The sequence below is a fragment of the Streptomyces sp. NPDC048349 genome (assembly GCF_040651925.1).
Classification (GTDB): domain Bacteria; phylum Actinomycetota; class Actinomycetes; order Streptomycetales; family Streptomycetaceae; genus Streptomyces.
Genome location: NZ_JBEZLA010000032.1, coordinates 31,972 through 49,363, shown reverse-complemented (window position 1 = coordinate 49,363; position 17,392 = coordinate 31,972). Strand labels below are relative to the sequence as shown.

Annotated in this window: 12 protein-coding genes; 1 reads left to right on the top strand and 11 read right to left on the bottom strand. The window is 75.1% G+C overall.

Features of this window, described 5'->3' with window-relative positions; translation table 11 throughout:
• Positions 1–121: 121 nt before the first annotated feature.
• A complete protein-coding gene (locus AB0D44_RS18935) occupies positions 122–1,321 on the top strand; it encodes a serine hydrolase domain-containing protein (RefSeq protein ID WP_362591927.1) in 1,200 nt (399 codons plus the stop codon).
• Between the two features lie 34 nt (positions 1,322–1,355).
• Here AB0D44_RS18935 and AB0D44_RS18930 read toward each other — a convergent pair whose 3' ends face one another.
• The 11 genes from AB0D44_RS18930 to AB0D44_RS18880 all read right to left on the bottom strand — a co-directional run bounded on the left by AB0D44_RS18930 (position 1,356) and on the right by AB0D44_RS18880 (position 17,282).
• Positions 1,356–2,069, bottom strand: a complete 714-nt coding sequence (locus AB0D44_RS18930; protein ID WP_362591924.1) for a hypothetical protein — start codon at positions 2,067–2,069, stop codon at positions 1,356–1,358.
• The gene (locus tag AB0D44_RS18925; RefSeq protein WP_362591922.1) at positions 2,053–6,723 is read right to left on the bottom strand and encodes a CHAT domain-containing protein; all 4,671 of its coding nucleotides are present in this window, start codon (positions 6,721–6,723) and stop codon (positions 2,053–2,055) included. The genes AB0D44_RS18930 and AB0D44_RS18925 overlap by 17 nt, the downstream gene beginning before the upstream one ends.
• 105 nt (positions 6,724–6,828) lie before the next feature.
• Entirely contained in the window at positions 6,829–8,352 is a 1,524-nt protein-coding gene (locus AB0D44_RS18920; protein WP_362591919.1) for an AMP-binding protein, read from the bottom strand.
• The gene (locus AB0D44_RS18915) at positions 8,349–9,491 is read right to left on the bottom strand and encodes an acyl-CoA dehydrogenase family protein (protein WP_362591916.1); all 1,143 of its coding nucleotides are present in this window, start codon (positions 9,489–9,491) and stop codon (positions 8,349–8,351) included. The genes AB0D44_RS18920 and AB0D44_RS18915 overlap by 4 nt, the downstream gene beginning before the upstream one ends.
• On the bottom strand, positions 9,484–10,659 hold the full coding sequence (locus tag AB0D44_RS18910; RefSeq protein WP_362591913.1) for an acyl-CoA dehydrogenase family protein: 1,176 nt from the start codon (positions 10,657–10,659) through the stop codon (positions 9,484–9,486). The genes AB0D44_RS18915 and AB0D44_RS18910 overlap by 8 nt, the downstream gene beginning before the upstream one ends.
• Entirely contained in the window at positions 10,656–10,928 is a 273-nt protein-coding gene (locus AB0D44_RS18905) for an acyl carrier protein (protein WP_362591910.1), read from the bottom strand. Before AB0D44_RS18905 ends, AB0D44_RS18910 begins: the two co-directional genes overlap by 4 nt.
• Before the next feature lie 127 nt (positions 10,929–11,055).
• Entirely contained in the window at positions 11,056–12,204 is a 1,149-nt protein-coding gene (locus AB0D44_RS18900) for an acyl carrier protein (protein ID WP_362591907.1), read from the bottom strand.
• 29 nt (positions 12,205–12,233) lie between these two features.
• The gene (locus AB0D44_RS18895; protein WP_362591904.1) at positions 12,234–12,947 is read right to left on the bottom strand and encodes a maleylpyruvate isomerase family mycothiol-dependent enzyme; all 714 of its coding nucleotides are present in this window, start codon (positions 12,945–12,947) and stop codon (positions 12,234–12,236) included.
• Entirely contained in the window at positions 12,944–14,224 is a 1,281-nt protein-coding gene (locus AB0D44_RS18890) for a pyridoxal phosphate-dependent aminotransferase (RefSeq protein WP_362591901.1), read from the bottom strand. The genes AB0D44_RS18895 and AB0D44_RS18890 overlap by 4 nt, the downstream gene beginning before the upstream one ends.
• Complete coding sequence (locus AB0D44_RS18885; RefSeq protein ID WP_362591898.1) at positions 14,221–15,627, bottom strand: lysine 2,3-aminomutase; 1,407 nt, start codon at positions 15,625–15,627, stop codon at positions 14,221–14,223. Before AB0D44_RS18885 ends, AB0D44_RS18890 begins: the two co-directional genes overlap by 4 nt.
• Positions 15,624–17,282 (bottom strand): carbamoyltransferase C-terminal domain-containing protein, encoded by a 1,659-nt coding sequence (locus AB0D44_RS18880; RefSeq protein ID WP_362591895.1) that lies wholly within the window; start codon positions 17,280–17,282, stop codon positions 15,624–15,626. Before AB0D44_RS18880 ends, AB0D44_RS18885 begins: the two co-directional genes overlap by 4 nt.
• Between the last annotated feature and the right edge of the window lie 110 nt (positions 17,283–17,392).

Genomic DNA, 17,392 nt, shown 5'->3' with positions numbered 1-17,392 from the left:
AGGTGACGGCGGGCCCCGGGGCCTCGGGCCGCAGGGCGATGTGCCGGGCCGGGTCCGCTTCCTAGTGTCGGGACGTCCACACCGTCGATGCGCCCGGCAGGGCGCACCAGGAGGGTCACCCATGACCGGTCTTTCCCATCGGCTTTCGTCCGCCCACGTCCCCTCGTCATCCGGATCGCGGCGGGGCGCCGCGGTGGTGGCGGTGCTCGCGGCCGCCCTTGCCGCGGGCGGCACGCTGCCCGCGGCCGCGGCGCAGGGGCGCGCTCCCGGCGACGCGGTGCGGCAGGGCCTGGAGCGTCTGGTCCGCGAGGACGGCCACCCCGCCGCCCTGGCGGCCACCGTCGACCGTGACGGGCGCGCCCGCAACCACACCGCTGGTGTCGCGGACCTGCGGACCCGGGCGAAGGTGCCCGTCGACGGGCAGGTACGGATCGGGAGCAACACCAAGGCGTTCACCGCCACGGTGGTGCTCCAGCTGGTCGGTGAGGGCAGGATCGCCCTCGACTCCGCCATCGAGGAGTACCTGCCGGGCCTGGTCCGGGGCGAGGGCATCGACGGCCGGCACATCACGGTGCGCCAGCTGCTCCAGCACACCAGCGGACTGCCCAACTACACGGAATACATGATCGCCGACTACCTCGGCAGGGACTCGCGCCACACGTACTACGAGCCCCGCACCCTGCTCGACACGGCGCTCGCCCACAAGGCCCTCTTCGCACCCGGGACCAGCTGGTCCTACAGCAACACCAACTACGTCCTCGCCGGTCTGCTCATCGAGAAGGTCACCGGGCGCCCGCTGGCCGAGCAGATCACCCACCGCGTCATCGACCGCATCGGTCTGCGCCACACCTACTTCCCCGGCGTGGGCGACGAGGGCATCCGCGAAGCCCACCCCCGGGGCTACCAGGCGGCGCGACCCGGAGGTCCCTTGGAGGACATCACGCGGATCGACCCCTCCTGGGGATGGGCCGCCGGGCAGCTGGTCTCCACCCCGGGCGACGTGAACCGCTTCTTCTCCGCCCTGGTCGGCGGCAGGCTGCTGCGGCCCGCGGAGCTCGCCGAGATGCGCACCACCGTCGCGGTTCCCGAGGAGAGCGGTATGGGGACCGGTGTGCGGTTCGGGCTGGGAGTGACCAGCACGCCGCTGAGCTGCGGGGGCCTGGCGTGGGGCCACGGCGGCACCATCCCGGGCTACGCCACGCGCAACGCGGTCACCGATGACGGCCGCGCCGCCGCGGTGGCCGTGACCTCCGTCGGACCGCCCACGACCGAGCACCGCGACAACGCCCAGGCGCTCGTCGACACCGCGTTGTGCAGCTGACGCGCGACGGCAGCCGGCCCGCCCCCGCCGGCGGCTACACGAGCCTGCACGTCCCCTCGAAGCCCGCGAGCTTTCCGGAGAGGCGCACGACGCGGCCCAAGCCGCGGGGCAGCACCCGGGCGCGCAGGGTGACCACGGCGTCGACGGCCGCGCCGGCGGGAGCCCGGACCAGCAGCCGCAGCTCCTCGTTGACGTGCAGGAACTCGCGGTCGGAGGCGTGGAAGTCCCAGTAGGCGGTGCTGAATCCGATGCCCGAGGACGTGATGCGGGGGCAGTAGACGGTGCGCCGTCTGATCACCTGGGGCGTGAGGTCCGCGCCCAGGGCGGCGCCGGCCGCGCTGAAGCTGAGGCCCGCTCCCCGGCTGGTCTCGATCTCGATGGGTTCCTCGCCCTCCACCAGCGTGGGCGACATGTCGGCGATGGTGGCACCCGGTGAGGGCGAGAGGTCGAGCACCAGCCGCGACCAGCGCACCGTGCATTCGGGGTGCGTCTGGACGACGCAGATCAGCGGGATGTCGTAGGCCTGTACGGCGGGATCCCCGGTGTCGATCGGCGTGACCTCGCCGCGGGCCAGGCCGATGCGGGTCTCGCGCCGCAGCAGGCTGACGGTCGCCTCGTCGACCTGCTGGTAGGCCCGGTCGGGCTCGTCCTCCTCGACGGCCGGGGCGACCAGGCCGAGCAGGTCGAAGCCCGCCGGCAGGGGGTGCGACAGCTCGGCCGCTCCCTCGGACTCAGCGGTCTGCGGCATGCGGTGCTCCCTTTCCTGTGGGGTGGGGGGCCCGCCATTCCCCGAGGAGGCAGAACGCGGCCCATCGGTCCAGCCGGTCTCCGCCGGGACGGTCGCGCGCCGCGAGCATCGCGGTGCGCAGGGCATGGTCCGGCCGCTCGCCGGACAGGGTGAGGTCGTGGAAGTCGCCCATGACGGAGGCGGTCGCCGCATCGGGGACCCGCCACAGGCTCATGATCAGCGACCGTACGCCGGCGAACAGGAGGGCCCGGCTGAGCCCGAGGGTCTCGTCGGTGCGTCCGGTGCGCCCCAGGCCCGTCTCGCAGGCGGAGAGCACCGCCAGCCGGACCCCCTGCCAGTTCTGCCGCAGGATGTCGTGGCCGCAGAGCACGCCGTCGGCGAGGAGCAGGCCGGAGGCGAGCGGATCGTCCTCCTGGAACGAGGCGTGGCAGGCGGCGTGCAGGACCTCCGCGCCGGCCATGTCGCGCAGGACCCGCTCCCGGGTGGCCGCCCGGCCGATCAGCGGAGCGGTGCCCAGGCGCGCGCCGAGCAGCAGTGCCTCGGAGCGGGCGTGGGGCAGGTCCCCGCCGGGGTCGCCCAGCACCACGGCGCCCCTGCCGCCGCCCGCCGTGCGGTGGCCGAGCGTACGGAGCAGGGACACGCTGGGCAGGTAGCCGACGGGGTTGCGGTCCAGGAGGGTGGCGCCGCCGTCCGGTGACAGGGCGTGGAACGGCACGTGGTGCAGGGCGCCGGTCGGGCAGATCAGTACGGTGTCCCCGGGGGCGGTCAGCCCCTTCAGCGGGGCGACCAGCGGGCCCAGGACCTGGTGGAAGAGCCCGGGCATGTCGACGGCCATCTCGCGGACCCGGCCCGCGCTGCCGAGGTTGTCCGCGATGAAGCGGAGTATCCGCTCGCCGTCGGCGTCGATGCCGGTGACGGCGAGCCCGCTGCGGGGGTCGAGGGTGAACAGGACGGTGCGGCCGTCGCCGAGGTGGGCGTACGAGGCCACCACGACCTGCTCGCCGGCGAGTTCTTCGAGCACGGCGCCCGGAGGGGTCACCGCCGCGCGGCGGATGGCGAGGTACTCCTCGGCCTCCGGGCAGCGCTCGGCGATGGCGCTCCACACGGCGGCGAGCTTCCGCCCGATGTCGTGGTGCAGGGTCCAGTCGGTGTCCCCCGCCCGCTCTACGGCGGTCCGCTCGCGCAGCAAGGCGGCTTCCCGGGCCAGCAGTTCACCGGGGATCCCGCTGGGCGCACGGAGTTCCGCCGTGCTCATGGCATCGAGCAGGGAGCGTGCCCGCAGCCGCTCGGAGACCGTGAACGCCGCCTCCGTGCTGCCGTAGCCGTCGACCCGGTAGCGGGTGAGCAGTTCGTACACGCCGGCGCGCTCGTCCTGGATGCGGCGGCGCAGCGCCGGGTCGGTCTGCTGGGCCCGGACCAGGTCCGCCAGGTCGACGCCGAGTTCGAGGACGGCCACGGCGGTCTCCGGATCCCCCGCGTCCCAGGCGGCGCGGGCCATCGGGCCGATGACCGGCCAGGCCCGTTCGGGGTGTTCGATGCGCACCGGCTCGCCGGCCACCCGGCGCGGCCGCCACAACAGCGGGTCACCGTCCCGTCCGGGCACGCCCGACAGGTGCAGGACGTGCTCGAGCGCCTCGAGGGGGTCGCCCAGGTCGGGACGCTTGCCCAGGATGTCGGCGGTGACCCTCCAGTCGGCCGACAGCCGGTCGGCGTTCCCCGCGTTGCAGGCCCGGGCCTGCGCGATGTGCTGGAGCGCGGTGCGCTCGAGACCCAGCTCGGAGAGGGCCTTGGCGCGGGAGTGGTGGACGAACGCGAGGATCTGCTTGACCGGGGACCACGCCGCCTCGCGCTCGGCGAGCGGCAGGGCACGGTCCAGGAAGTGGAAGGCACGGTCGGTGTCGCCGCGGCCCAGACTGACCACCGACTCGTACACCATCCGCAGGATCCGCTCCTGGTCGGAGCCCGGGCCCTCCTCCCGCCACCGCTCCGCCTGCCGCCGATGGCCTTCCGCGGCCTGCTCCGCGCCGCAGCGCACGGCCGCCTCGGCCAGCTGGTGGTACAGCTGGGCCCTGGGGTTCCCTCCTGCGAGATGGGCGCCGAGCATGCCCTCGAGCGGCCGCCCGACGCGCTCGCGTTCGACGCGGTCGGCCTCCATCCAGGCCTCGGCGCGCAGCAGGACCGCGTAGGCCTCGTCGTACCGCCCGAGGTCCCCCAGGACGGACGCCTGGTGCTCCAGGGCGGTCGCGACGAGCAGGGCCTTGCCGGCCCACCGCTCCGTGTCCCCGCCCCATTGGCTCTCCAAGGACTCCGAGATCTGGACGCGGCGCCGGGCGAGGAGGAACGCCCGCGCGGTGTTGCCGGCCTTCGCGCTCCACTGCCAGGCCAGTGACCACAGCCCCGTGTACACGGAGCCGAAGTGCTCCGGGAGCCACCGCTCCTGCCAGCGGGCGAACCCCTCGTCGTCCTCGAGGCAGTCCAGCAGCTCCGGGAAAGCGGGGTTCTTCTCCCGCAGGACTGCTTCGAGCTGCGCGGGCACCTGCGCCTGGACTCCCGAGGCCGACAACTGCTCGCGGACCGAGCCGCCTTGCGGCTCTTCCGCGGGCGCGAGATCCGGTGCGGGTGCGGGTCCGGGTGCAGGTTCCGGTGCGGGTGCGGGCGCGGGTGCGGGTGCGGGTGCGGGTGCGGGCCACGGTGCGGCCGCGGGCGCGGGTCCTGGTGCGGGGGCCGGTTTCCGTGCCGGCCGGGGTGGGGCCGCGGGTGCCGGTGCCGGCGGAGGCGCCGGTGCGGGCGCGAAGACCGGTGCCGGCTCGGGTAAGGGGATGACGACCGGCGAGGGCCCGCCGGCGGGTTCCGGTGCGGGTGGGAGCGCCTCGAGTCCCTGCCGGGCGCCGCCGTAGCCGGGGTCCAGCTCCAGGGCCCGCTGGTAGCAGGCACGGGCGCGTTCCACCGTGGCGGGCTCCGCCCCCAGCGTGTCGCCGAGGAACCGCCAGGCCATCGGCGTCTCCTCCGTCGCCAGGGACTCCTCGAAGTAGACGCGGGCCGCGGCGCGTTCCTGCCGTACGTAGTGCACGTCCCCCAGCCACAGCAGGGCCAGGGCGCTGTCCGGATCGAGCTCCCGCGCCTGCCGGTAGCAGGCGGCGGCCTCCGTCAGCTCGCGGCGCTGGAAGTGCTCGTCGCCGCGCCGCACGAGCGCTTCCGCCCCGGCCCGGTGCGACGGCTCCGCCGGCCCGTCCGGCTCCCCCGGCCCGTCCGCCGGTCCGGCCGGGGCCACTCCGAGCAGGGCGGCGACCTCGGCCGCCACCGCAGGATCCCGTTCGGCCAGGCCGGCCAGCATCTCGGGGCCGTCCGGGCTGCCCGCGTACACCGCCGCGAGGAAGTGCGCCCGCAACTGGGTGCGCGACAGCGAGGCGGCGGCGGGATCGATGGTGAGCGTCCCGTTCTCGAACCGGGCCAGCAGCGGCGGCGGGGCCAGTGCCTCGCGCACGGCCGTCGGCAGCATCCCGACGATTCCGCCGTCCCCGCGGATCCGGGCCAAGTGGGCGTCCCACACCGCGCTTTCGGGAGAGCCGACGCCGCGCAGGATGCCCACGAGGGCGGTCAGCACCCCCTCGTCCTGCGCAGTCGGCGGGGCGGACAGGCAGGCACGGAGCAGGGGCACAGCCTCCTCCCCCCGGCCCGCCCTCTCGTAGGCCAGCGCGAGCCGGACCGCCGTGTGCCGGTCCTCCGGCCGCTCCGCGTGCAGCGGCTCCAGGGCCTCGACCGCGAGCGCGGCCCTGCCCACCTCGTACGCGAGACCTCCGAGCGTCCCGCGGAAGACGGCGAAGCGGGGGTGCGCCGCGAACACCTCGTCCAGCACGCCCGCCCGCCGCGCGGCCCCGCCGTCCTGTGCGGCGACGGACCGCGCCACTCCGGGCAGCAGGGCCGCGAACAGCTCCTCCGCATCGCCGTCGGGGTGCTCGTGCAGCCAGCGCTCCAGGAGCTCCCGCGCCGGGGCCTGCTCTGCGGACCCCGCGGCCGCCCACCACCGGCGTGCCGCCTCCCGGGCCGAGACGCCGACCCGCAGCGCCCGGCGCACCTCCTCAACGGCGGCCCCCCGGGCCCGGCCCTCCAGCGGCTCCAGGGCCCGGTCCACGGCGTCCCGGAGGCTATCGGGCCGGGGGGCGGTCTCCGCGGTGGCGAGCATCCCGATGCGCCCCAGGGCCACCGCGATCGGGTGCCCCACGGCCCGGCCCGCCTGGTCGGCCCGGGCGAACTGCCGGTGTGCCTCCTCGCGTTGCCCCGCCAGGTCGGCGGCGATCCCGCGCAGGACATGGGCTTCGATCTGCATGCGCTCGCCGGCTTCGAGGGCGGAGCGACCCGCGCCCGACGCGGCGATGCCCAGCCCGATGGCCGCCAGGACCTCCGCCATCGCCCCGGCCGTCCCGGCGTCCCGCCCGCCGGATCCCGGACCGGCCGCCAGTACCACCAGGTCGGCGCAGAGCGGCTCACGCCCTGCCGCGCCGTCCCTGCCGAGGGTGCGCAGCAGTTCTCCGGTCGGCAGCGCGCCCAGCCTGCGGACGCGCTCCTGCGCCGCCACCGGGTCCCTCGCCTCCGGCCAGGTGAACGTGGCGGCTCTCAGCGAGCCCCAGAGCCCGAGCAGTGCCCGACCGAACATGACCGCCCCCCTGCGTCATGCGTGCATGAACCACCCGTCGCGAACGGTACGTCACTCCACCCCCTCCAACGTCCTTTCCTCCTGGCGTAGTTCCCGGGGCGGCCCTCAGGCGGCCGTCAGGAGCGAGCGCAGGGCGGTGCGGTCGGTCTTGCCGTTGGCGTTGAGCGGGAGGGCGTCGAGCACGGTGAGGGTGGCGGGGACCATGTAGCCGGGCAGGCGGGCGCGCAGGGCTTCCGTGAGGGCGGCGGCGCGGCCGGGTCCCGGGCCGGAGCAGGCGGCGGCGAGTTCGGTGCCGCCGCCCGCGTTCGGCACCGCGATGACGGCCGCCTCGGTGACGCCGGCCTGTTCGCGCAGGGCGGCCTCGACCTCGCCGAGTTCCACGCGGTAGCCGTTGACCTGGACCTGCTGGTCGAGCCGGCCCTGGTGGAGGTAGCCGCCGTCGGGCAGGGCGGTGACCCGGTCCCCGGTGCGGTACCAGTGGTCGTCGCCGAGCGGGGTCGCCGGGTCCCAGGGGGTGCCGTCGGGGGCGAGGAAGCGGTCGGTGTTGTCTGCGGGGTCCAGGTATCCGGGGAAGCGCTGGGGGCCGCGCAGGCACAGTTCGCCGTCCCGTACGAGGGCCTCCAGGCCCGGGTAGGGGCGGCCGACCGGGACGGTGCCGTTGGAGGTGCGCGGCCAGCCGCCGGGTTCCCCGGACAGCTGGTGGGCGGTGCAGGTGACGGTCAGTTCGGTCGGCCCGTACGCGTTCTCCACGGTGCTGTGCGGGGCGGCCAGCCGCCAGGCCTCCGCCTGTTGGAGGGTCAGCGGTTCGCCGCAGAACACGCTGCGGCGCAGGGCCGGGAGGCTGTCCGGGCGGAGCTGGCGCAGCCGTCGGGCGAGCGAGACGAGGGACGGGACGGAGTTCCAGTGGGTGAGTTCGCGCCGGGCCGCGAACCGGACGGGGGTCATCAGCTCGGTGCGGTCGGGGACGACGAGGGTGGCGCCGGATCCCCAGGCGCAGAACATGTCGAAGACGGACGGGTCGAAGGTGAGGTCGAAGGTCTGGGAGAGCCGGGCGCCGGGGCCCGCCCCGTGTGCGGGGACGACGTGCCGCAGGAACGCGTCCGCGTTGCGCTGGAGGACCGGGACGCCCTTGGGCACGCCGGTGGATCCGGAGGTGAACAGGATGTAGGCGAGGTCCCCGGGTGCGCCCGGGGCCGGGGGCGGAGCGGAGCCCGCGGGCAGGGCGTCGAGAGCGGTGTCGGTCAGCCGCAGCACGGGGGCGGGCAGGGTGAGTCCGGGCGCGGCGTGTTCGTCGGCGAGTACGGCGTCGAGGGCGGCGGCGCGGGCCACGGTGACGTGGCGGGCGTGCGGGAAGGCCGGGCCGAGCGGTACGACGGCGGCGCCCAGGCGCTGGACGGCGAGGTACCCGGCGTACGCGACGAGGGTGCGCGCGGCGAACAGCCCCACCCGGCGGGGGGTGCGGCCGCCGAGGTGGTCGAGGAGGGCGGCGGCGATCCGGGCGGCGAGGTCCTCGAGTTCGGCGTACGTGACGACGCGTCCGGCGACCTCCAGGGCGGACCGCTGGGCGTGGGCCGCGGCGGAGCCGGCGAACCAGTCGTGGAGGGTACGGGTCCCGGTGGGTACGGTCATGGTGTCTCTCCTCGGGGTTCGAGGCGGGCGAGGACGTGCTCGGCGGAGTCGGCGAGCGCCGCGAGGACGACCTCGGTGGCGCCGCCGCCGATCCCGAACAGCGCTGCCTGCGCCCTGGTCTGCTGGAGCGATCCGTCGGCGAATCCGGCGGCCCCCCACCACTGCGCGCAGTCGCCGAGGACCTGGTCGACGGTGGCCGCGGCGGCCGCCTTGAGGGTGGCGGCGGCGGTGGTGTCGTGGTCGCGGGCCACGGGCTGGGCGAGCTGCTCGCACAGGGCGTGCAGTTCCTGGGTGCGGACCAGGCAGGCGGCGAAGCGCTGCCGGATCCCCTCGTTGTCCCACAAGGTGGCCTCGCCGTGGGCGCGTCCGGCCAGGTGGCGGCGCGTGTCGGCGAGCACGCGCCGGCAGAGGGCGACTGCCCACAGGGCGCCGGCGAGCCGCTCGGCGGCGATGTGCCGGGCGAAGGACGGCAGGCCCATGCCCACCCGGTCGACGAGGTGCCCGGTGGTCAGGCGTACGCCGTCGAAGCGGACGTGTCCGGTGCCGGAGGCCGCGTAGAGGGCGGAATCGGCGGGTCGGACGTGGACGCCGGGGGCGTCGGACGGGACGAGCACCCAGGTGAAGGCGGTGAAGTGGCGGCCGGGTCGCAGGCGGGCCAGCACCAGGAACCAGGCGGCGGTGGTGGCGTTGGCGATCCACTGCTTCTCGCCGGTGACCTCGACGGTGTCCCCGTCGAGGTGGACGGCCGTGCGCAGGCCGGTGAGGTCGGTGCCCGCGGTGACGTCGGTGGCGGCGAGGGCGGTGGTGACCCGCCCGGCGAGGGCGTCCGCCAGCGCCCGGCGGGCCTCGGTGGTGGTGCCGGTGGCCAGCACGGGCAGGGTGGTGGCGAGCGGCACGCTCACCGAGAGGGTGGCGGGGATGCCGAAGCGGGCGTCGGCGGCGGCCAGCAGCCGGGCGAGGGCATCGGGGCGCAGTCCTCGGCGGGGGTCGCCGTCCCGGTAGCAGGCGGCCAGGTGGCCTGCGGCGCCGAGGGCGGACCACAGCTCGGCGCCGGAGGCGCCGGGGGCCAGGGCCTCCAAGGTGCTGTCCGGGCTTCGGTGCGCGGTGCCCTTGAGGGCGCGGATGCGGAGGTCAGACAAGGCGCACCCCCGTATCGCGCAGGGCGAGGCGGCCGTCGGCGAGGTGGAGCCGGTCGTTGCTGTAGTTGAGGGCGGCGGACCGCAGGTCGCGCAGGGCCTGCTCGAGGCGGGTCGGCGAGTCCTTGAGGTAGCCGTGGCGCAGTCCGACCGCGGTCACCAGGTCGTCGACGGCGGCGTGGCACTGCTCGGCCGCGGTGATCTTCAAGGCGTTGAGCAGCAACTGGCCGCTGGGGGTGTGCAGTTCGCCCCCCTCCTCGACCATGGCGAGGGTGTGGCGGAGCAGGGCGTGGACGGTGTCGAGCCGCTGCCGGGCCCGGGACAGACGGGTGAGCAGCAGTTCGGAGCCGATGTCGAAGCGGCCGCGGCCGTCGGGGCCGCGCAGCAGCCGAAGGACGCGGGACAGGGCCCCGGCGGCCGTGCCGAGCCAGGCCGCGGACCAGCCTATGTGGGCGTACGGGGCGAAGATGCCGCCGGCGATGCGCGAGAAGTCGCCGTGCTCGCCGATGACCTGGTGGCCGGGCACGCTGCCGGTGAGGCGGAGCGGCACGCTGTGGCTGGCCCGCATGCCGAGCGGCTGCCAGTCGCCGTCGCCGGTGAGGGTCAGCTGGTCGCGGTCGGCGTAGACGAGGGAGACCTGGTGGCCGGAGATGGCACCGGGGCTGCGCATGGTGACGAGGAAGCCGTCGGCGTGAGCGCCTCCGGTGACCACGGGGGCGAACCGGTCGATCTCCAGGCGGCCCTGCTGCTCGGCCAGGGCCGCCTCGGCGGTGAGGAGACGGCCGCCCTTGCCCTCCTCGGTGGTCACGGAGGCGAGGTAGACCTCGCCGGCCGCGAGCCGGGGAAGCAGGGCGGAGCGCAGCGGCTCGTGGGCGTGGCGCACCAGCGCCTCGGCCTGCTGGCAGTGCATGGCGAAGATCATGGCGACGGAGAGGTCGGCACGGCCGAGCCGCTGCGTCACCTCGACGACGTCGCGCAGGGTGCCGCCGGGGCCCCCGTGTTCGGCGGGGACGAGCAGGCCCAGCAGGCGGGTGCGCCGCAGGGCCGCGAGTGCCTCGACGGGGAAGGCCGCGTCCCGGTCGGTGCGGGCCGCGTGCTCGGCAGCGACGGAGGCCACCTCTTCGGCGGCCTCCAGGGCGGTTCGGGCGGAGGTGGTCGCGGCCGTGGTCATGCGGCCACCTGGCCCGGGGAGGTGCGGCCCGGCGAGATCTGGGCGGCGACGGCCTGCCAGAGGCTGCCGGCGGTCGCGAAGGTCTCGTCGTTCAGGTCGGTGTCGGGCAAGGAGATCCCGAAGGTGTCCTCGAGGGTGAACAGCAGCTCGATCGCGGCCATGGAGTCGATGCCGAGGGCGCGCAGGTCGGTGTCGGGGGTGATGTCCGCGCCGGTGGCGCCGTCGACGGAGACGGAGGGGCGGAGGATCTCGATGAATCGGGGGTCCACGGGTGGGGTCCTTTCCTCGGGTGTGCGGTCGGAACTCGGTGTGCGGTCGAAGTTCGGGTGTGCGGTCGGAGCTCGGGTGTGCGCACGCGTACGGGGTACCGGTACGGGCGGCGTGCCCGTGCGTGCGTCAGGCGGCCGGGGCGGCGGCCCGGGGCCGGGAGGCGATCTGGCAGAGGTCGTCGACCCGGCGCAGGTTCTCCGGGATCAGCTCGTCGGCGTCGAGTTCGACGTCGAGGTCCCGTTCCACCCGCTCGATCAGCTCCACGAGCCGGAAGGAGCTGAACGCGGGGAAGGCGTTGAACTCGGCGCCGTCGAGGAGCAGCTGGCGGGGTGCGTCGAGCACGGAGGCGGCGATGTCGGCGACGGCGTCGCGCAGCGCCGGGTCCGCCGCCGCCCGCGGTGCGGGCGCGGCGAACGCGGTGGCGTCGGCGGCGAGCGCCGCCGCGAGCCGGTCCAGTACGCCGGGCGGTTCGGTCCGGCCGCGGGCCACCCTGCGGTGGGCGAGGTAGGACTGTTCCACGACCAGGTCCCAGCGCCGCTCGTGCTCGGCGTCCACGGGCAGGGACAGCCGGGCGCGCCACCGGGCGTGCAGGGCGCGGGCGCGGGCCAGCAGCCAGGTCTCGGAGGCGAGTTGCTCGAGGGCGGCCGCCCGGTCCGGGTGGTCCGCGTAGGCGGCGAGGTAGCGGGCGGGGTCGCCGCCGTCGTACGCGGGCCGCGGTGCGGTGGCGTCGAGGAGCCGCGGCGCCCACTCGATGACCTCGGCGTGCCCGATGCCGACGAGGGCCTCGGCGCCGAACTGCCAGTGCCCGGGGACCGCGGGGCCCCACGGCGTGTCGGTGCGGTAGCCGTCGACGACGTGGAAGCCGTCGGGTCCCGGCGCGAGGAGGAAGCTGTGGTCCATGTGGCGCCGGCCGTGGTAGGGCAGCCAGGGCATCGCGTGGGCGTCGGCCACGACGTAGTGGGTGGTGCCCCGCTCCCGCACGGTGTTCAGCAGGTCCGCACCCGTCAGTTGCGTACGGCTGCGGACCTTCAGGCCGAGCAGCTGTTCGGCCTCGGCGATCCGCTGGTCGAGCGAAGGGTCCACGGTGGGCAGTCCGTGGGGGCCGGGGCGGTCGTGCCAGCGCAGGGCGGACCCGAGCCGCAGGTGGGTGTCCGGCCCGTGGTGGTGGTCGGCGAGCACGGCCAGGTTCACCTGGATGCAGTCGAGCAGTGCGGTGTGCACGGAACCGAGCGCGTGGCGTTCGGGCAGCGGCGCCGGCGCAGGGTGGTCGTTCATCTGGTACTCCTTCCGGGTGGTGCGGTACGTCAGATCCAGGCGGGCAGCTCGGGCAGCGGGCCCGGTGTGGAGAGCCCCTCGCCCTTCGAGCGGCCGGTGAGCCAGGCGAGCAGGGCGCCGCGCGGGCCGGTGACGACGGGCCCGCCGGACCCGAAGGAGGCCACCTGGGCTCCCGAGTCGTCGCGCAGGGTGCAGGGCGGGGTGCCGTCGGCCGCGGCGAGGTAGCCGGACACGTCCTCGAGGAGGACGTCGACGGCCGGCCTGGGGATGTCGTCGAAGCCGTAGCCGAGGTCGAGGTCGGTGTGGTGGACCTCGAGTTCGCGCAGCCGGATCACCAGGATGCGCTCGGGGGTGCACAGTTCGCCCGTGAAGGGGCGCACGACGGTCTGCCAGGCGGGGCCGGGCAGTTCCCGGACGGTGGTCAGGAAGCGGGCGGCGGAGTCCCGCACCCGGTCGACGAGCGCGGCCGCGGGTTGCCGGGAACCGTCCTCGATCTCGCTGTCGCGGGCGTGCCGGTCGGCGTACTGGGGTGTCTCGGTGCCGGTACGGGCCCAGTGCAGGAGCCGCTCCAGGGCGTCGACCTGGGCGCTGAGATGGCTGAGCACGTGGGCGCGGCTCCAGCCGTCGAGGCGGGAGGGGGCGGCCGCGTCGGCGTCGGTGAGCCGGCCGAGGTCGCGCAGCAGCCGGTCGCCCGCGTCGGTGATGAGGGCGAAGGTCTCCGCGGTGGGCGGCAGGGACTTCATGACGGCCTCCTGGTGCGGCGGGGCCCGGGCCCCTTGGTCAGACGGGTGAAGGCTTCCTCGATCCGGGCGAGCTGCGCCGCGATGTGCGGCAGGGCGGTGGGGTCCTCGGCCCGCAGGGCGTGCAGCTGCTGTTCCTCGTCGCCGTAGAGCAGGCTGGTCGCGGCTTTGAAGCGCAGGGCCGTGGGGTCGTCGCCGAGCAGGTGTCCGGCGAGGACGGCGACGCCGCCGTGGTCGAGGAGGTGGGCGGCGAGCGAGGCGGAGTCGGTGACGCCGTGCCGGGCCAGCCCGGCGCGCAGCGGTTCGAAGTCGGGGTAGACGTAGAAGCCTGCGGTGGGCGGCCTGCAGTGCGCCCCCGCGGCGAGCGCCCGGGCGTGCACCGCGCGGGCCACGGCGCCGTGCAGGCGGGCCGCGGCGGCCGCTCGGGCGCGGATGGGCTGCGGTTCGGCGAACGCGTAGGCGGCGACCTGCTGGAGCGGGCCGGCCAGGGTGGACCAGATCTCGCTGGCCGCGGCGACGACGCCCTCGCGGACCGCACGGCCGCGGGGACCGGCGGGGAAGCGGGCGGCGCCGATGCGCCAGCCGCCGATGCCCAGCGATTTGGACAGGCCGGTGGTGACGACGGTGCGCTCGGGCGCGACCTCGGCGGGGCTGAGGAAGGGGGTGCCCGGATCGTGCACGACGTCGCGGTAGATCTCGTCCGAGACGATCAGGAGGTCCTCGGCCTCGGCGACGGCGGCGAGTTCGCGGACCAGGTCCGGTGGGGCGAGGGTGCCGGTGGGGTTGTCGGGGAGGGTCAGGACCAGCAGGCGCGGGGTGCGCCCGGCGGCCCGGGCCCGGCCGATCGCCCGCCGCAGCTCGGCGGGGTCGGGCACTCCCCCGCACACGTCGGGGACGGGCACGGCGAGGGGCTCCTTGCCCGCGTAGCGGGCCTGCGGCGCGTAGGTGTTCCAGGCGGGCCGCGGCAGCAGCACGTCCCCGTCCACCGCCAGGTTCAGGGCCATCAGCAGCGGTTTGCTGCCCGGGGCGAGGACGACGTCGGCCGGGTCGGTGGGCAGGCCCCGGCGCCCGAAGTAGCCCGCGACGGCGCTGCGGGCGTCCTCGGCGCCCGCGACCGGGCCGTAGGAGGCGCGGCGGGCGCCCGCGGCGAGCTGCTGGGCGAGCTCGGGGAGGACGGGCAGGCGGGCCTCTCCGAAGGTGAGGTTGACCAGGGGCTCGCCCGCGGCACGCCGCTGTTCGACGAGGTGGTTGAGGGTCAGGTTCGGGGAGGGCCGCGTCATGCCGCTTCCCGGGGCTGGTCGGTGTCGGTGTCCGCACCGGGCGCCGTACCGCCGGCCGTGCCGTCGGCCGTACCACCGGCCGTACCGCTTGCCGTGCCGCGCAGCGCGTCCACGAGGTCGGCCGGGGTGTCGGGGTGCGGGCGGAGGTCGTCGAGCCATGCGGCCGTGGTGGAGTAGCGGGCCCGGAAGGGGCGTCCGACCAGGGCCGGGTTGCGGGCCTGGACCATGCGCAGCTGGAACCAGCGGCCCTCGGCGGTCTCCTCCACGCCGTCGACGCAGACCTTGCCCGGGGTGGCGGACATGACCGGGCCGCGGACCGTACGGGCGAGGCCGGGCAGGGTGCGGTAGGCGGCGCGGAAGATGCCGACGGCCTTGGCCAGGGGCACCTTGAAGTACTCGTGCGGACCGGTGTCCCGCTCCACGAAGAGGTAGTAGGGGACGGCTCCGGCGGCGAGTTCGCAGCGCCACAGCTCGCTCCACACTCCGGCGTCGTCGTTGACGTGCGCGATCAGCGGTGCCTGGCAGTAGACGACGGCGCCGGTGGCCCGGATGCGCGCCACCGCCCGGCGCGCCAGGTCGTTGTCGAGTTCGCGGGGGTGGCTGAAGTGCGCCATGACCGCGAGCTGCCGCCCGGAGGCCACGACCTGTTCGAAGAGCCGCAGCAGGTCGTCCGCGTCGTGGTCGGTGACGAACCGCTGGGGCCAGTAGGCGGGTGACTTGGTGCCGATGCGCAGGGTGCGTACGGACTCCACCGCGAGCAGCGGCTCGAGGTGGGAGCGCAGCCGCTCGGTGGACATGATGAGCGGATCGCCGCCGGTCACCAGGACGTCGTGCACCTCGGGGTGCTCCCCCAGGTAGCCGATCAGACCGGACGGGTCGGGGGCCGCGAAGCGCAGGTCGGCGTCGCCGATGAACTGCGCCCAGCGGAAGCAGTAGGTGCAGTAGGCGTGGCAGGTCTGCCCCTGGCCGGGGAAGTACAGGACGGTCTCGCGGTACTTGTGCTGGAGTCCGGGGACCGGCCGGCCGTGCTGGTGGGGAACGTTGAGTTCGCGCTGCCCGGAGGGGTGCGGGTTGAGCCCGGCGCGGATCCGGGCGACGGCCGCGCGCAGGTGCGGCTTGCGGGAGGGGTCGCCGAGCAGGCTGCCGATCTCCCCCTCGTCGGCCGCGGTGAGCATGCCGCGCTGGGGGAAGGTGAGCTGGAACATCGGGTCGTCGGGGACGCGGTCCCAGTCGACGAGCTGTTCCAGCACGTGGGAGTTGACGCGGAACGGCAGGACCTGGGAGACGCGGCGGACGGTCTCGCGTACGTCGTCGGGCAGGCCGTAGCGGGCGGCGATCTCGTCGAGGTGGCGCGGCCCGTACGCGGTGAAGCGTTCGGTGGCGAGGGCTGCGGGCACGGTCACCGGGCTGCCCCCTGGCCGGTCTCCTTCGTGTAGAGGGAGTCGTCGAGGACGAGGAAGTCCAGCCGCATCGCCCGGAAGGCGTTCAGGGCGTGGACCGCCGTGTCGACGATCGGCTCGCCCTTGTCGTTGAAGGAGGTGTTCAGCAGGACCGGCGGGACGCCCTGGCGCTCGAGGGTGTCGAGGACGGCGCCCACGAGCGGGGCGTCGTCGCCGCGCAGCACCTGCGGGCGGGTGGTGCCGTCCACGTGGACGACGCCGGGGGCGACCTGGCGGCCCAGCTCGGTGGCCTTGGCCGCGCCGAGCATGTAGCGGCTGAGGTACTCCTGCTGCTCCCACACCCGGGCGCTGTAGTCGGGGCGGGTGACGCCGGCGAACGGGCGCCACTGCTCGCGGTTCTTGACCGTGTTGACCCGGGTGTTGACCTCGGCGGTCTCGGGGAAGGCGATGATGGAGCGGTGGCACAGGGCGCGCGGCCCGACCTCGGCGCGGCCCTGGGCGACGGCTCCGACGCGGCCCTCGAGCAGCAGCCGGGTCACCACGTCGACGTCGAGGTCGGTGCGGTGCAGTCCGCTGGTGTCCAGGCCGGCCGCGCTGCCGATGTCGCTGCCCAGGTACGGGGACAGGGTGCTGGTGTGCTGCTTGGGCGGGCTGACGGCCCAGGCGGCGCCGAGGGCGACACCCGCGTCGTGCGGCACCGGCGGGACGTACAGGGGGCCGGGCAGGGTTCCGTTGGTGGAGCAGTTGAGGGCGACGCCGCCGGCCAGGCAGAGCTCGTCCACGCCGGAGATCTTGCGCGTGAGGGCGCTGAGATGGGTGACGGTCTCCTCGATGATGCGCTGCGCGGTCCAGGCGACGGTCACGGCCTTGGGGTCGTCGGGGAGGTTCTCCTCGCCGGCCTGCGGGCGGTCGGCGCCGACGATGCGGGTGTAGCGGTCGCGCCAGGCGGCGACCTGTGCCTCGTACTGCCGCTTGATGTCCTCGGCGGTGGCCCGGCCCGGGGCCTCGGTCAGGGGGGCGATGGCGAGCCGGAAGTCCTCGTCGCGGATGTCGACGAGCTGTTCGGCCGGCATCCCGGCGGCCCGGCCGTAGGCGGCGAGGCCCATGGTCTTGCCCGCGTTGAGGAAGGAGAAGCCGAGCCAGGTGGAGGCGGCGTCGTAGGCGTAGCCGAGGGAGGCGGTGCGGCCCCAGCTGCGTTCCTGGCGCGGCTCTTTGCCGTCCTCGAAGGTCCAGATGCTGGAGGACTCGTTCTCGCCGTGGCCGTCGATGACCAGGACGCCGGCCTTGCGGAACGGGGAGGCGTAGAAGGCGGAGGCGGCGTGCGCGGCGTGGTGCGGGACGCGGACGACTTCGGGGAGGTTGCTGCCGAAGTCGAGTCCCACGGCGTACGCGAGGAAGTCCGCGTCGCTCGTGAAGCGGCCGGGGTAGAGCTGGTCGACGTCCCAGCCCAGGGCGACGACGTCGATGTCCTCGGGGCTGATGCCGGCCCGGTCGAGGCAGAGGCGGGCGGCGCTGACGGGCTTGCGGTAGAGCGAGTGGCGGTGGCGGTTGATGCGCTCTTCCTCGCTGAAGGCGATGATCTCGCCTTCACCGTTGACGAGGCAGGCGGCGGTGTCGTGCCAGCCGGTGGGAGGAGCGTTGACGCCGAGGGTCCACATGGTGATCGCCTTTCATCGCAATGCGTACGGTCGTGGTGCGGTCGTGCGGTCGTGGTGCGGTCGTGCGGTCGTGGTGCGGTCGTGCGGTGGCGGTGCGGTCGTACGGGGTG